The 14,913-nt window shown below is 71.0% G+C and carries 15 protein-coding genes; 6 read left to right on the top strand and 9 right to left on the bottom strand.

All coding sequences use genetic code 11. The annotated features are described in order from the left end of the window. Window positions 1-143: 143 nt before the first annotated feature. Entirely contained in the window at window positions 144-1,625 is a 1,482-nt protein-coding gene (locus tag OHO83_RS30690) for an aldehyde dehydrogenase (protein ID WP_330280035.1), read from the top strand. Beyond that, window positions 1,625-1,858: a ferredoxin gene (locus OHO83_RS30695; RefSeq protein ID WP_266670047.1), complete on the top strand. Its 234-nt coding sequence runs from the start codon at window positions 1,625-1,627 to the stop codon at window positions 1,856-1,858. Before OHO83_RS30690 ends, OHO83_RS30695 begins: the two co-directional genes overlap by 1 nt. A gap of 304 nt (window positions 1,859-2,162) precedes the next feature. On the opposite strand, the gene OHO83_RS30700 is transcribed toward OHO83_RS30695, so the two are convergent. Further along, the gene (locus OHO83_RS30700) at window positions 2,163-2,783 is read right to left on the bottom strand and encodes a TetR family transcriptional regulator (protein ID WP_266670045.1); all 621 of its coding nucleotides are present in this window, start codon (window positions 2,781-2,783) and stop codon (window positions 2,163-2,165) included. A gap of 236 nt (window positions 2,784-3,019) precedes the next feature. On the opposite strand from OHO83_RS30700, the gene OHO83_RS30705 reads away from it, so the two are divergent. From OHO83_RS30705 to OHO83_RS30715, 3 genes are read left to right on the top strand one after another with little or no spacing between them, the layout of a single operon-like run. Continuing rightward, entirely contained in the window at window positions 3,020-4,414 is a 1,395-nt protein-coding gene (locus OHO83_RS30705; protein WP_266670043.1) for a glycosyltransferase family 4 protein, read from the top strand. Beyond that, window positions 4,408-5,139, top strand: a complete 732-nt coding sequence (locus tag OHO83_RS30710) for a class I SAM-dependent methyltransferase (RefSeq protein WP_266564762.1) — start codon at window positions 4,408-4,410, stop codon at window positions 5,137-5,139. Before OHO83_RS30705 ends, OHO83_RS30710 begins: the two co-directional genes overlap by 7 nt. Further along, window positions 5,136-6,221, top strand: coding sequence for a prenyltransferase/squalene oxidase repeat-containing protein (locus tag OHO83_RS30715; protein WP_266670041.1), 1,086 nt, complete (start codon window positions 5,136-5,138; stop codon window positions 6,219-6,221). Before OHO83_RS30710 ends, OHO83_RS30715 begins: the two co-directional genes overlap by 4 nt. On the opposite strand, the gene OHO83_RS30720 is transcribed toward OHO83_RS30715, so the two are convergent. Continuing rightward, window positions 6,215-6,511: a hypothetical protein gene (locus OHO83_RS30720; RefSeq protein WP_266564765.1), complete on the bottom strand. Its 297-nt coding sequence runs from the start codon at window positions 6,509-6,511 to the stop codon at window positions 6,215-6,217. The genes OHO83_RS30715 and OHO83_RS30720 overlap by 7 nt on opposite strands. A 119-nt stretch (window positions 6,512-6,630) precedes the next feature. Between OHO83_RS30720 and OHO83_RS30725 the strand changes: the two genes are divergently transcribed. Further along, window positions 6,631-7,206 (top strand): hypothetical protein, encoded by a 576-nt coding sequence (locus tag OHO83_RS30725; RefSeq protein WP_266670040.1) that lies wholly within the window; start codon window positions 6,631-6,633, stop codon window positions 7,204-7,206. Window positions 7,207-7,234: 28 nt separating this feature from the next. Here OHO83_RS30725 and OHO83_RS30730 read toward each other — a convergent pair whose 3' ends face one another. The 7 genes from OHO83_RS30730 to OHO83_RS30760 all read right to left on the bottom strand — a co-directional run bounded on the left by OHO83_RS30730 (window position 7,235) and on the right by OHO83_RS30760 (window position 14,842). Beyond that, window positions 7,235-8,245: an LLM class F420-dependent oxidoreductase gene (locus OHO83_RS30730; protein WP_330280036.1), complete on the bottom strand. Its 1,011-nt coding sequence runs from the start codon at window positions 8,243-8,245 to the stop codon at window positions 7,235-7,237. A gap of 113 nt (window positions 8,246-8,358) precedes the next feature. After that, window positions 8,359-9,195, bottom strand: a complete 837-nt coding sequence (locus tag OHO83_RS30735; RefSeq protein ID WP_266670038.1) for a hypothetical protein — start codon at window positions 9,193-9,195, stop codon at window positions 8,359-8,361. A gap of 148 nt (window positions 9,196-9,343) precedes the next feature. Then, complete coding sequence (locus OHO83_RS30740; protein ID WP_266670037.1) at window positions 9,344-10,357, bottom strand: N-acetylmuramoyl-L-alanine amidase; 1,014 nt, start codon at window positions 10,355-10,357, stop codon at window positions 9,344-9,346. 54 nt (window positions 10,358-10,411) lie between these two features. Then, window positions 10,412-11,062 (bottom strand): class I SAM-dependent methyltransferase, encoded by a 651-nt coding sequence (locus OHO83_RS30745; protein WP_116502337.1) that lies wholly within the window; start codon window positions 11,060-11,062, stop codon window positions 10,412-10,414. Window positions 11,063-11,184: 122 nt separating this feature from the next. Next, window positions 11,185-12,510 carry a M20/M25/M40 family metallo-hydrolase gene (locus OHO83_RS30750; protein WP_329435450.1) on the bottom strand — a complete coding sequence of 442 codons (1,326 nt, stop codon included), beginning with the start codon at window positions 12,508-12,510 and terminating at the stop codon, window positions 11,185-11,187. Then, window positions 12,507-13,880, bottom strand: coding sequence for a cytosine permease (locus OHO83_RS30755; RefSeq protein WP_266670035.1), 1,374 nt, complete (start codon window positions 13,878-13,880; stop codon window positions 12,507-12,509). Before OHO83_RS30755 ends, OHO83_RS30750 begins: the two co-directional genes overlap by 4 nt. Next, window positions 13,877-14,842 (bottom strand): DUF1177 domain-containing protein, encoded by a 966-nt coding sequence (locus OHO83_RS30760; protein ID WP_266670034.1) that lies wholly within the window; start codon window positions 14,840-14,842, stop codon window positions 13,877-13,879. Before OHO83_RS30760 ends, OHO83_RS30755 begins: the two co-directional genes overlap by 4 nt. Between the last annotated feature and the right edge of the window lie 71 nt (window positions 14,843-14,913).

A 14,913-nucleotide genomic window follows, 5' to 3' on the forward strand; every position in this document is an offset into this window, starting at 1 on the left:
GAACTTGTTCCAATGGTCGCCCGGGTCGACTTGTTGAGCGACGGTCGCCCCGCCGATCCGTGGACTCCTGGAACTGGAACTGGTATCAGTTTCCGTAGGTTCTGATGCAGTGTCAGAAAACGTCCCGCGAGAGGCGGTCGGTCATGACCGGGCATGGGGAACGGCTTGAGCACGAGTTCGTGGAGCACGGACAGCTCTACATCGGCGGGGAGTTGACGCAGCCGTCCGGCACGGACGTCATCGAGGTGATCTCCCCGCACACCGGCGAGGTCTTCGGGCGCGTGCCGCACGCCGCGCCCGCCGATGTCGACCGCGCGGTCGCCGCCGCCCGCAGGGCCTTCGACGAGGGCCCCTGGCCGCGGCTCCCGCTCGACGAGCGGATCGCGGTCGTCACCCGGATCAAGGACGCGATCGCCGTACGGCACGAGGAGATCGCCCGCCTCATCTCCTCGGAGAACGGCTCCCCGTACTCGTGGAGCGTCCTCGCGCAGGCCCTCGGCGCGATGATGGTGTGGGACTCCGCGATCACCGTCGCGAAGAACTTCACGTACGAGGAGACGCGCGACGGCGCGCTCGGGAAGATCCTCGTGCGGCGCGAGCCGGTCGGCGTCGTGGCGGCCGTGGTCCCCTGGAACGTCCCGCAGTTCGTGGCCGCGGCCAAGCTCGCGCCCGCGCTGCTCGCCGGCTGCACCGTCGTCCTCAAGCCGTCGCCGGAATCGCCGCTCGACGCGTATCTGCTCGGCGAGATCGCGAAGGAGGCGGGGCTGCCGGACGGGGTCCTGTCCATCCTTCCCGCGGACCGCGAGGTCAGCGAGTACCTGGTCGGGCACCCCGGCGTCGACAAGGTCTCCTTCACCGGATCCGTGGCCGCGGGCCGGCGTGTCATGGAGGTCGCCTCGCGCAACCTCACCCACGTCACCCTCGAACTCGGCGGCAAGTCGGCGGCCGTCGTCCTGCCTGACGCGGACCTCGCGACGACCGTCCCCGGCCTCGTCCAGTCCGCCTGGATGAACAACGGCCAGGCCTGCGTGGCCCAGACCCGCATCCTCCTGCCCCGCTCGCGCTACGACGAGTTCGCCGGAGCCCTCACGGAGGCGGCGGCCGCACTCGTCGTCGGCGACCCGCTCGACCCGGCGACCCAGGTCGGCCCGCTGGTCGCCGAGCGCCAGCAGCGCCGCTCCCTCGACTACATCCGCATCGGCCAGGAGGAAGGCGCCAAGATCCTCACCGGCGGCGGCCGTCCCGCCGGGCTCGACCGCGGCTGTTACGTGGAGCCGACCCTCTTCGGCGACGTCGACAACTCGATGCGCGTCGCCCGCGAGGAGATCTTCGGCCCGGTCATCTGCCTGCTCCCGTACGGCGACGAGGCCGAGGCGCTGAAGATCGCCAACGATTCCGACTACGGGCTCAGCGGCAGCGTGTGGACGGCCGACGTCGCGCACGGTATCGACGTCGCGCGGCAGGTGCGCACCGGCACGTACAGCGTGAACACCTTCAGCCTCGACATGCTCGGCCCGTTCGGCGGCTACAAGAACTCCGGTCTCGGCCGGGAGTTCGGGCCCGAAGGGTACAGCGCCTTCCTGGAGCACAAGATGATCCATCTGCCGGCCGGCTGGGAGGCGTGATGGGGGACCGCTGGCACGTCGAGGTCGACCGGGGTGTCTGCATCGGCTCGGCGCAATGCGTTCACCACGCCCCGGACGCCTTCCGTCTCGACTCCGGCAGGCAGTCCCGGCCCCTCGAGGCGGAGGCCGACGCCAACGAGAAGGTCCTGGCGGCGGCGGAGGGCTGCCCGGTGGAAGCCGTCATGATCACGCTGCTGGGCAGCGGGGAGCCGGTCTTTCCTCCGGAAGACTGAAGAAAAGTCCCCTTTGAAGGGTTGCATCACGACACAGGCGGTCTATTCTGGTATTGGCCTATGAGGCGAGTGAGGGAGTCCAACCGGAGTAGCCGACTGTGGCGTGACGCAAACGCATCCGCCGTGGCCGACGTCGACGGTAGGGCTGAGAGGCCGGAAGGCAGTAGCAGAGCCGGAAGGCGACCTCCACCACCTGATCCGGATCATGCCGGCGCAGGGAACCCGTCTCGTAGGTCTTTTCTGTGCCCGCTCCTGTGCCCCGGCGCCGCTCGCCGCCCCGGGGCACGGTACTTCGCGGGGCCGCCTACTTCCGGGCGTCCGGCGTGGTGAGGTCGATCAGCCGGCACACCGTCTCGATGTCTATCTTCACCTGCGCGATCGACGCGCGCCCCGACAGCCAGGTGATGAGCGCCGAGTGCCAGGTGTGCTCGATGACGCGGACCGCGGAGAGCTGCTGCGGCGTCGGGTCGTCCAGCTTCATCGCGTCCAGGATGATCGCCGTCGTCTGCCGGGAGACCTGGTCGACCTCGGGGCTCACGCTGCGGTCGGCGAAGGTGAGGGCGCGCACCATCGCGTCGGCGAGGTGCGGCTCGCGCTGGAGCGCGCGGAAGGCCCGCATCAGGGTCTCCGCGACCCGCTCCGAGGGCAGGTCGGACGAGGGCGGGCGCTTGCGGACCGTCGCGTGCATGTGCTGGAGCTGGTCCTGCATCGTGGCCACGAGGAGATGCACCTTGGACGGGAAGTACCGGTACAGCGTGCCGAGAGCGACCTGTGAGGACTCGGCGACCTCGCGCATCTGCACGGCGTCGAAGCCGCCGCGGCTGGCCAGCTGGGCGCTCGCGTGCAGGATGCGGCGGCGGCGCGCCTCCTGGCGCTCGGTGAGGGGCGGCGACGCCGGATGTGCTGTCTTCGCTTCCGCTGTCATGTGTCCCGTTCCGTGGCTGTCAAGCCGTAATCCGGTGCTTTCGAGAGGCTCATCATGGCAGGGGAGCCGGGGCTCCGTCGTGGCGCGAATCACCTGATCCGAGCGTTGCGGCGAGGCTACCTGCCGGTAGATTCTGTGCTCCTTGAAGGATCAAGGGGCCGGCAACTCTGAAACTTGTTCTAGATTACCGCCCACGCGTAGTCTCGCGTGAACGTGCCGCGAGAAGGGGGCCACGAGTGACCGCTGAGGCCATGGAGGCGGGCCCCCGGGCCGGTTCCTCCGCCGACGGTGACCGTCCGTTGCGCATCGCTCTCCTTACGTACAAGGGGAACCCGTTCTGCGGCGGACAGGGCGTCTACGTACGCCATCTGTCCCGCGAACTCGCCCGGCTCGGGCACCACGTCGAGGTCATCGGCTCGCAGCCCTACCCCGTCCTCGACGAGGGCGAGGACCTGGAGGGGCTCAGGCTCACCGAGCTGCCCAGCCTCGACCTGTACCGCAGCCCCGACCCGTTCCGCACCCCCAAGCGCGACGAGTACCGCGACTGGGTGGACGCGCTCGAGGTCGGCACCATGTGGACCGGCGGCTTCCCCGAACCCCTCACGTTCTCGCTGCGCGCCCGGCGCCATCTGAGGGCGCGGCGCGGCGAGTTCGACGTCGTGCACGACAACCAGACGCTGGGCTACGGCCTGTTGGGCGGGCCCGCCGCGCTCGGCGCCCCCCTCGTCACCACGATCCACCACCCCATCACCGTCGACCGGCAGCTGGAGATCGACGCGGCGCCCGACTGGAAGCGGCGCGCCTCCGTACGCCGCTGGTACGCGTTCACGCGGATGCAGAAGCGTGTCGCCCGCCGCCTGCCGTCCGTGCTCACCGTCTCCGGGACCTCGCGCCAGGAGATCGTCGACCACCTCGGCGTACGCCAGGACCGGATCCGCGTCGTGCACATCGGCGCGGACACCGACCTCTTCTCGCCGGACCCCTCGGTCGCCGAGGTGCCCGGCCGCATCGTGACGACATCCAGCGCCGACGTCCCCCTCAAGGGGCTCGTCTTCCTCGTCGAGGCCCTCGCCAAGGTCCGCACCGAGAACCCGGCCGCCCACCTCGTCGTCGTCGGCAAGCGCGCCGAGGACGGGCCCGTCGCCGCGACCATAGAGAAGTACGGTCTCGAGGGCGCCGTCTCCTTCGTCAAGGGCATCACCGACGCCGAACTCGTCGACCTCGTACGGTCGGCGGAGGTCGCCTGCGTGCCCTCCCTGTACGAGGGCTTCTCGCTGCCCGCGGCGGAGGCCATGGCCACCGGCACCCCCCTGGTCGCCACCACCGGCGGAGCGATCCCCGAGGTCGCCGGGCCCGACGGTGAGACCTGCCTCGCGGTGCCCACCGGCGACGCGGGCGCGCTGGCCACCGCGCTCGGCAGACTCCTGGACGACCCGCAGCTGCGGGCGCGGCTCGGCGCCGCCGGACGCGAACGCGTCCTCGGGAACTTCACCTGGGCCCGCGCGGCGCTCGGCACCGCCGAGCTCTACCGCGAGTCCATCGCCCGCCCGGCGGCCCGGACCATCGGCGCCGCGGCCACCACCCCCCTCGAACGTGCAGGATCCGACCGCGAAAGCAGGGCCACGTGCTGACCGTCGACTTCACCCGCTTCCCGCTCGCCGCAGGCGACCGCGTACTCGACCTCGGCTGCGGAGCCGGGCGGCACGCGTTCGAGTGCTACCGGCGCGGGGCCCAGGTGGTCGCCCTCGACCAGAACGGCGAGGAGATCCGCGAGGTCGCCAAGTGGTTCGCCGCGATGAAGGAGGCCGGTGAGGCCCCCGCGGGCGCCACGGCCACCGCCATGGAGGGCGACGCCCTCAACCTCCCCTTCCCGGACGCCTCGTTCGACGTCGTGATCATCTCCGAGGTGATGGAGCACATCCCCGACGACAAGGGCGTGCTCGCCGAGATGGTCCGTGTCCTCAAGCCGGGCGGCCGCATCGCCGTGACCGTGCCCCGCTACGGCCCCGAGAAGGTCTGCTGGACCCTCAGCGACGCCTACCACGAGGTCGAGGGTGGCCACATCCGCATCTACAAGGCGGACGAACTCCTCGCCAAGATGCGCGAGGCGGGCCTCAAGCCGTACGGCACCCATCACGCGCACGCCCTGCACTCGCCGTACTGGTGGCTCAAGTGCGCCTTCGGCGTCGACAACGACAAGGCGCTGCCCGTGCGGGCGTACCACAAGCTCCTGGTCTGGGACATCATGAAGAAGCCGGCGCTCACCCGCGTCACCGAGCAGCTGCTCAACCCGGTCGTCGGCAAGAGCTTCGTCGCCTACGCCACCAAGCCGCACCTGCCCAAGGCCGAGGCGTGACGAGCCCGGAGAAGACCGAACACCTCGTCCTGCCCGGTGTACTGACCGCCGAGCAGGCCGCCGCGACCGTCCGCGGACTCCTCGCCGTGCAGCGCGAGGACGGCGCCATACCCTGGTTCCGTGGCCATCACCTCGACCCGTGGGACCACACGGAGGCCGCGATGGCCCTCGACGTGGCCGGCGAGCACGACGCCGCCGAACGCGCCTACACCTGGCTCGCCCGCCATCAGAACGAGGACGGCTCCTGGTACGCGGCCTACGCCGACGGGGACGCCGGTGACGTCACCGACCACGGCCGCGAGAGCAATTTCGTCGCCTACGTCGCCGTGGGCGCCTGGCACCACTACCTCTCCACGGGCGACGACGCCTTCCTCGACCGGATGTGGCCCACCGTGTACGCGGCCATGGAGTTCGTGCTGCGGCTCCAGCAGCCGGGCGGACAGATCGGCTGGAAGCGCGAGCCGGACGGGACGCCCGTCGACGAGGCGCTCCTGACCGGCAGTTCGTCCGTGCACCACGCGCTGCGCTGCGCCCTCGCGATCGCCGAACAGCGCGAAGAGCCCCAGCCCGACTGGGAGTTGGCGGCCGGCAGCCTGCGGCACGCGATCCGCCGCCACCCCGAGCGGTTCCTCGACAAGGACCGCTACTCGATGGACTGGTACTACCCCGTCCTCGGCGGCGCCCTCACCGGCTCGGAGGCCGAGGAGCGCATCCAGGCGTCCTGGGACCGTTTCGTCGTCCCCGGACTCGGCGTGCGCTGCGTCGTCCCCAACCCGTGGGTCACCGGCGGCGAGAGCGCCGAACTCGCCCTCGCCCTGTGGGCGGTGGGCGAGTCCGACCGCGCTCTGGAGATCCTCCAGTCGATCCAGCACCTGCGCGACCCGGAGTCGGGCCTGTACTGGACCGGCTACGTCTTCGACGACCGGGCCGTCTGGCCGAGGGAACTGACCGCGTGGACGGCCGGGTCGGTGCTGCTCGCCGTCGCCGCGCTCGGCGGCGACGAGGCCACCTGCTCGGTGTTCGGCGGCCGCCTCCCGGCGGGGTTCGAACCGGACTGCTGCGAGGAGAGCCCCGCTCAGTAGCGGCGCAGCCGGCCGGCGACGAAGTGCCCGACGAACAGGTACACCAGCGCCGCCAGGCCGTAGCCGGCGACCACCCGCGCCCATTCGTCGTCGAACGTGAACAGGTCGTGCGACCAGCCGGCGAGCCACAGGGCGGCGTCGTGGATGAACTGCACGAGATCGTTGCCGCGGTTGGCTTCCAGCAGGTACATCAGGATCCACAGGCCGAGGATGGCGGCCAGGATGTCTGCGACGACCATGACGATCGTCGCGGCTTGGTTGGTGCCTCGCGTTGCTTGGCTGGGAGACATGAAGCACTGGTTACCGCTCCACGGCGGGTGAAACCCGTACGGGCTCGCCCGGGTCGCGCAGCGGTAGGGGCCGGGGGACGCTGCCAGGGAGCAGAAGCACCGTGCCCTGGAGGTTTGTCGTGACCGGTTCCACCCTGCCCATACGCCGCGCTGTCGTGGCGCTCACCGTCAGCGCCGCGCTCCTCGTGGGCGGGACGGCGTGCAGCGGCAACGACACGACGAAGCCCAAGAAGTCGGCGACCGTGGCCGCGGATGTGGCGGAACCGACCCCCACCACCTCCGCCGAGAAGCAGAAGTTCGCCAAGACGCGCTTCGTCGCCAACGCGGGGCTCGCGGCCGGCGCGACCTACCAGTGGATCATCAAGCCGTACCGCAAGGGCAAGTTCAAGAAGGGCGCCCACGGGCGGAAGCTCGCCCTCGTCAAGGCGGGTGTCGCGGGCGCGTTCGCGTACAACAGGCTGAAGGCGGCCGTGAAGAACGCGAAGGGCGACCCGCTCCTCTCCAAGGCCGTCGCGCCGCTCACGGCGGGCATCGACAAGCTGAAGGACCTGCCGTCCAAGCTGCGCAAGGGCGACGGCGCCGCCGTCAACTCCTTCGACGATGTCATCAACTCGGTGAAGGACGCGGGCAAGAGCGCGGGCGCCGAGGTCAAGGACAAGGTGCCGTCGGCCAAGGAACTGTCCTCGGGCTCCTAGCGTCCGCCCTCCAACCCGGCTCCTCGGGCTACGAGTTGAGCTCGGCCAGGACCCGCAGTGTGTGCGGGTCCGGGGCCAGGACGAGCAGGTCGGTGACCGGGCCCTTGCGCCACAGCTCCAGCCGTTCGGCGATGCGTCCGCGCGGGCCGACCAGCGAGATCTCGTCGGCGAAGGCGTCCGGCACGGCCAGCACGGCCTCCTCGCGCCGTCCCGCGAGGAAGAGTTCCTGGACCCGGCGGGCCTCGTCCGCGTACCCCATGCGCGCCATCAGGTCCGCGTGGAAGTTGCGCTTCGCGTGGCCCATGCCGCCGATGTAGAAGCCCAGCATCGCCTTCACCGGCAGCAGCCCCTCGGCTACGTCGTCGCAGAGCGTGACCCGGGCCATGGGTGCGATCACGAAGTCCTCGGGGAGGTCGGTGAGGGAGGCCTCGTACGCGTCCGTGCGCGTCGGAGACCAGTACAGCGGGAGCCAGCCGTCCGCGATGCGAGTCGTCTGCGCGATGTTCTTCGGGCCCTCGGCGCCGAGCAGGATCGGCAGGTCGGCGCGCAGGGGGTGCGTGATCGGCTTCAGCGGCTTGCCGAGGCCGGTGGCGTCCTCGCCGCGGTACGGGTGCGCGTGGAAGCGGCCGGCCACCTCGACCGGGCCCTCGCGCCGCAGGACCTGCCGCACCACGTCCACGTACTCGCGGGTCGCCGTGAGCGGCGACCTCGGGAACGGCCGCCCGTACCAGCCCTCCACCACCTGCGGCCCCGACAGGCCGAGCCCCAGCATCATGCGGCCGCCGGACAGATGGTCGAGGGTGAGCGCGTGCATCGCCGTCGTCGTGGGGGAGCGGGCCGCCATCTGTGCGATCGCCGTACCCAGGCGGATGCGCGAGGTGTGCGCCGCGATCCACGTCAGGGGCGTGAACGCGTCGCTGCCCCAGGACTCGGCGGTCCACACCGAGTCGTAGCCCAACCGCTCGGCCTCCTGGGCGAGTTCGAGGTGGCGCGGATCGGGACCGCGGCCCCAGTAGCCGAGCGCGAGTCCGAGTCGCATGACCGCTCCCATTTCTGACGTCGTGTCAGTTCGTGGTTCGGGGGGCGACTGTACGACAACGGCCCCCCACCCGGAAGACGGGTGAGGGGCCGTGACGGAAAGGCCGGGCGACGTCAGCCGCGCTGGATCCCCGTCGTGTCCTGGAGGACGCCGCGACGGCCGTCCTGCGTCTGGGCGACCAGGCCGGGGCCGCGCTGCTCGACGGCCAGGTACCACGTACCGGGCGCCAGCTCGGCGATCGGCGTCGGGGAGCCGTCCTCGGCGTACAGCGGACGCGGCACCGGCACCGCGAACCAGAACGGCGAGAAGTCACCGGCCGGGGCCTGCGCGGCCTGCGGCGCGGGCGCCGCCTGCTGCTGCGGCTGGGCGGTGGCACCGTAAGGCTGGCCGGGCTGCGCGCCGTAGGGCTGGCCCGGCTGCTGGGCGCCCGGGTAGCCGTAGCCGCCGGCGGGCTGCGCGCCGTACGGCTGCGGGGCCTGCGGACGAGGGGCGCCGATGAGGGCACCCTTCAGCGCGGGCACGAGCGGCGTGGCGACGGCGGCACCCGCGAGCACGAGAGCGGCGATCAGGCCGAGGATGGCGCCGGTGCCGGCGTCGATTCCGCCGTCCGAGGTGCCGCCGGTGTTGTTGAAGCCACCGGCCGGGTCGAAGATGTTCCCGAGCGCGCTCCACGCGGAGAAGACGGCGAGCGCGATGCCGAACTGGCCGAGGTCGAGACCGGCGACCTTCGGCACGGTGGGCAGCCCCCGGGCGACGACGATCAGCACCGCGGCGATGATGCCCGCGAGGAAGACGCTGAACAGGAGTGGTGCGCTTCCCCACGCGTTCGGGAGGTCTGCGCTGCTGGAGATCCCGTCGAGCGAATAGATGTCGAGGAACGAGGCGATGAACAGCAACACCGCTGCTCCGATCACCACGCCGTCGCCTCGAGTGAGCGAGCGGATATTCACTTCAGGTCGGTCCTTCGTCAGTCGTCCGGTCGTCGGCGGAGGCGTCGCTGTCGCTGCTGTGCCGTGCGAAGCGCGGGGGTGGCCCCATCGTAGGGAGACACTATCGTCCGCGCGGCGGGGGTGTCTGCCGCGATCCGCAGGGTGAGAACTATCCGCGCAGGAAACTCACGATTCCGTCAGACATCCCCTGCGCCGCCTTCTGCCGCCACGCGCCGCTCGTCAGCAGGGCCGCGTCCTTCGCGTCGCGCATGTTGCCGCACTCGATGAACACCTTCGGCCGGGTGGAGAGGTTGAGGCCTCCCAGGTCCTTGCGCACGTCGAGGCCGGTGCCCCCGCCGATGTAGTTCGAGGGGGCCGAGCCCGTGGCGCGCAGGAAGTTGCCCGCGACGCGCTCGCCGAGGTCGCGCGAGGGGCCGGCGATCGCCGTGGTGTCGGCGGAACCGGACTTCACGGATGCGGGAAGGATCACATGGAAGCCGCGGTTGCCCGCCGCGGAGCCGTCGGCGTGCACGGAGATCACCGCGTCCGCGTGGGCCTTGTTGCCGATCCGGGCGCGCTCGTCCACGCACGGGCCCCAGGAGCGGTCGCCGTTCTGGGTCAACTCGACGGTGGCGCCCTGCTGTTGGAGCAGGGTGCGCAGCCGGCGCGAGACGTCGAGGGTGAACTGGGCCTCGGTGTAACCGGCGTTGGTCGACGTGCCCGTCGTATCGCACTCCTTGCGGTTCGTCCCGATGTCGACGAGCCGGTTGATCTCCGTGGTGTGCCGGAAGTTGCCCGGATTGTGACCCGGGTCGATGACGACGACCTTGCCCTTGAGGGGGCCGGATCCGGCGGGCTTCGAGGAGGAGGCGGGCGCCTTCGACTTCGAGGGGGTGGCGCTCGGCGACCCGTCGCCCTTCTTGCCGTCGTCGGACTTCGACGGGGAGGGGGACGTCGTGTCCGCCCCCGCCGTCGACGACTGGCTCGCGGCGGGCAGCGTCTTCGCGGGCTCGTTCTCGCCCGGGCCGCCCGCCACCTGCCAGATCAGCCACCCGGCGAGAGCCGTCGGAACGAGCGCGGCGAGCGTCACGGTCAGCGGACCGCCGCTGAACCGGCGCGGCCGCCGGGGGCCGTCCCCGTCGCCGTCGATGAAACCGTCGCTGTCCGGACCTACGTATGACACGTGGGTGAGCCTAACGGTCGGAGCCGGTGACCGGGGCTCGGACACCGGCTCCCGTCAGATCCCGGGGCCTGTCCGGCGCAGGACGCGGAGGGAGTCCGTGGCCGAGACCTCGGTGAACGCGCCGGATTCCAGAGCTCTGAGGTAGACGCGGTACGGGGCCTGGCCCGTCCACTCGTCGATCTTGACCGGGAACACGTCGTGGATGAGGAGGAGGCCGCCCTCGGCGACGTGCGGTGCCCAGCCCTCGTAGTCGGCCGTGGCGTGCTCGTCGGTGTGGCCGCCGTCGATGAAGACGAGGCCGAGCGGGCCGCCCCAGACGGCGGCGACCTGCGGGGAGCGGCCCACCAGGGCGATGACGTGGTCCTCCAGGCCGGCCGCGTGCAGCGTGCGCCGGAACGTGGGGAGGGTGTCCATGCGGCCGACGACCGGGTCGACGGTCTCCGGGTCGTGGTAGTCCCAGCCCGGCTGCTGCTCCTCGCTGCCGCGGTGGTGGTCCACGGTGAGCGCGCTCACCCCGGCCTGGCGGGCCGCGTCGGCGAGCAGGATCGTGGAGCGCCCGCAGTACGTGCCGACCTCCAGGAGCGGGAGCCCGAGCGTGGCGGCCTCGGCGGCGGCCGCGTAGAGCGCCAGCCCTTCGCCGAGAGGCATGAACCCCTTGGCGGCCTCGAAGGCGGCGAGGATCTCCGGCTTGGGCGCCGCGCTCATGGGTTCCCCTGTCCTAGGCATGTGTACAAGGCCGCCCATGCTGCCGTACGCCCCCGTCGCTGGGTGCGGCGGGGGCGTACGGGGGGTGAGCCCGGGTCAGGGGCGATCGGGGGAGCCGCGGGTCAGCAGCTCTGCCAGAGACGGGTCATGACGCGGACGCCGAACCGCAGACCCTCCAGCGGGACGCGCTCGTCCACGCCGTGGAAGAGGCGGCCGTAGTCCAGGTCGTGCGGCAGCTTGAGGCCCTTGAAGCCGAAGCAGCGGATGTCCAGCTTGGTGAAGGCCTTGGCGTCGGTGCCGCCCGGGTTGCAGTACGGGACCGGGTGGCCGTCGGGGTCCTCGGCGCGCACGGCCTCACACATGGCGTCGACGAGCGGGCCGTCGAACGTCGTCTCCATGGCGATGTCGTGGTTGACCCACTCGCGCCGCACGGACGGCAGGAGCAACTCGTCGATGGTGTCGACGAGTTCCTGCTCGTGGCCGGGCAGGAAGCGGCCGTCGACGCGGGCGGTGGCCTTACCGGGGATGACGTTCGTCTGGTAGCCGGCGGTGAACATGGTGGGGTTCGCGGAGTTGCGGAGCACCACCTGCATGAAGTCGGCGACCGGTCCCAGCTTGGCGAGCTCGGCGTCGAGGTCGTCGGCCTCGAAGTCGATCTTCACGCCCTTGAGTTCGGCGGCCTCCGCCAGCAGCGCCCGTACGGGCTCGATGAGGCGGATCGGGAACGTGTGGCGGCCGATGCGGGTGAGGGACTCGGAGAGGTCCGTGACCGCGTTCTCGTCGTTGGGGGAGGAGCCGTGGCCGGCCCGGCCCGTCGCCGTGAGCTCCATCCAGGCCATGCCGCGCTGGGCGTTCTCGATCGGGTAGATGCGCTGTGTGTCGTCGAGCGCGTACGAGAATCCGCCGCCCTCGCCGATCGCCTCGGTGACGCCCGCGAAGAGCTCCGGGTGGTGCTCGACGAGCCAGTGCGCGCCGAACGTGCCGCCCGCCTCCTCGTCGGCGAGGAACGCGAGGACGATCTCCCGCGAGGGGCGGGTGCCGGTGCGGGCGAAATGGCGGGCGGTGGCCAGCATCACGGCCACCGTGTCCTTCATGTCGATCGCGCCGCGGCCCCACAGGTAGCCGTCGCGGATCTCGCCGGAGAAGGGCGGCACCTGCCACTCGGCGGCGTCGGCGGGCACGACGTCGAGGTGGCCGTGCACGAGGAGGGCGCCGCGGGTGCTGTCCGCGCCGGGGATACGGGCGATGACGTTCGCCCGGCCCGGCGCGCTCTCGACGAGGGTCGAGTCGATGCCGGCCTCGGCGAGACGGGCCACGACCCAGTCGGCGCAGGCGCGCTCGTCGCTCGTCGGGTTGGACGTGTCGAAGCGGATCAGCTCCGCGCACAGTCCGACGACCTCGGCCTGGGCCTCTTCGGATGCGGGGGTCAGGGCGCCGGGGGTGTTCATGCCGCTCCCACGGGGGTCGCTTCGGGGGCGGCGGGGACGGTGTCCTCGTCGTCCAGGGTGGAGGTGCCGTACGGCCGCACGAGGCCGAGGAGGCCGAGGACGGAGTACAGGAGGAAGGCGGTGGCGAGCGAGTTGAGCGCCGGGATGCCGACGGTCACGTACTTGCCGACGCAGAACGCGGCGACCCAGATCACGATCGACAGGGGCACCCAGGTCGGCGACGACGCGGGCAGTGTCCCCGCCTCGCGGGTCTCGTCGAGCGGCTTGCGCATGCGCCGGACGACCCAGTACTCGGCCACGATGATGCCGCCGATGGGCGGGATGGCGACGCCGAGCACGGACAGGAACTCGGTGAAGTGGGTCATGATGCCGACGGCCGAGAGCAGGGTGCCCGCGAGGCCGAGCGCGACGGTGACGGCGCCGCGGTGCAGGCGCTTGCCGAAGACGACCTGGAAGAAGTTGACGACACCGAGCGAGGAGCCGTACAGGTTCCAGTCGTTGATCTTCGCGGTGGACATCAGGACCACGATCACACCGAAGGCGCCCGAGGTGGAGAGCACGATGTGCGACACCTCGCTGGACTTCACCAGGTGGCCGAGCAGCACGCCCGTGAGGCCGACGATGTACTCGGAGAGGATCATCGACGAGGCGCTCTGCAGGAAGACGTGCGAGCCCTTGCGGTTGTAGCGGGTCATCTCGGGGGAGACGATCGCGCCGGTCATGTAGCCGCCCGCGATGGCGGTGGCCGCGACGGCGAGCGGGATCGTCTGCCCCGGCGCCGGCGAGCTGATCAGGTCGCCGATGGAGTGGTCCATCAGGGCGTTCGTGACCGACCAGGCGACCAGGGCGAAGAACAGCGGCGTGACGATCTTCGCGAAGAGCGCCATGTAGCGGAAGCCGAAGATGACCAGGACCGTGATGGCGAGACCCGCGGCCACGCACCACACCCACGACGGGCCGCCGACGAGCGCGGACACGCTGTTGCCGAAGATCGTGTTCTGCACGCCGAACCAGCCGACGAGGCTGACGGCGATGACGAAGCTGACCAGGGCGGAGCCGTTGCGGCCGAAGCCGATCCAGCGGGTCAGCATCGGGGTCGCGAGGCCCTCGCGCATACCGGCCAGGCCGATCGCGAAGATCACCACTTCGAGGATGACCGCGCCGAGCGTGAAGGCAAGGAACGCGTTCCCGAAGGTCATGCCGACGCCGATGGTGGCGCCCAGCGTGAACTGCGAAATGGATCCCGACTGGGCGAGCCACTGGAGCAGCATCGTCCAGAAGCCGAGGCGCTGGTCGCGCGGGACGCGGGAGAGCGAGTAGTCGTCGCTGCCCAGGTTCTTGCCCGGCTTCTCGGCTGTGGTGGCGGTCATGAGGACTCCCGGGGCTCACGGCTCTCACGGCCGAGCGTCTGAAGGTGGGACAGGGAGCCGTAGCGGCTCACGAGGTTGTCGAACTCCGCCTCGTCGTGGAAGTCGAGGCGGCCGCCCCCGTACGCCTTGGCCGTCTCGACGGCGAAGCGTGCGGCACTGGCGATGTCGGTCTCATGGCTCGCGCCGGTCTGGCAGCCGGGGACCGCGGCGGCCGAGGTGACCGCGAGGCCGACGACCGGAGCGGGCGTCGCCGTGGCCGGCTGGAGGATCGAATTGATGTGATGTGCACCGTTACCGTACGGCGTGATGTCCTGGGTGGTCACCGGGTATGTGACCAAGGGCTCACCCGTGACGACCGCGAGCAGCTCGCCGAGCGCCTCGCTGACCCGCAGCACCCACCCCTCCTTGACGGTGGGGGACAGGGCCAGGCCCTTGTGGTTGATGATCCGGTTGCCCTTGGTGGTGTCGATGGAGAGCACGGCCTCCATCTCGCCGGTGACCTCGTGCCGGTTCATCGTGGCGATGTCGACCGGGGAGTCCATGAACGGGACCGGGTCGTGCGGCGCGGTCGGCGCGTCCGGGCAGATGTGCGTGGCGACGATGACGTCACCCGGCAGCACGTCGCCCTTGCGGCGCATGTCGAGCAGCTTGGCCGCGGTGGCGAGCGCGGCGGCGGCGCCGTCCGCGTCGGAGACCAGACCCGTCATCTCGGGCCGGGCGCCTACGCCGCCGAGGCGGCCGACCACGCCGAGCGTGCGGGCCGAACCGCCGCTCGTACGTCCCGAGCTGCCCGGGATCCGTACCAGTACGAAGTCGGTCGAGCCGCGCTCGCCGGTGACGGTGGTGACCGCGGCGCCGGAGCCCTGAGGGCCCGCGACCGAGTCGAGGTACTCCACGGCACGTTTGCCGTCGGCGTTCGGGTCGTCGAGGAGTTCGACGACGTCAAGGACGTACTTCAGCATTGGGCGGCCTCTCTCGCTCCCGACACTCACTCCAGGTCGGGTGGTGCTGACAGCAGATTCGGGATCGGTTA

Source organism: Streptomyces sp. NBC_00569 (genome assembly GCF_036345255.1).
Lineage (GTDB): Bacteria > Actinomycetota > Actinomycetes > Streptomycetales > Streptomycetaceae > Streptomyces.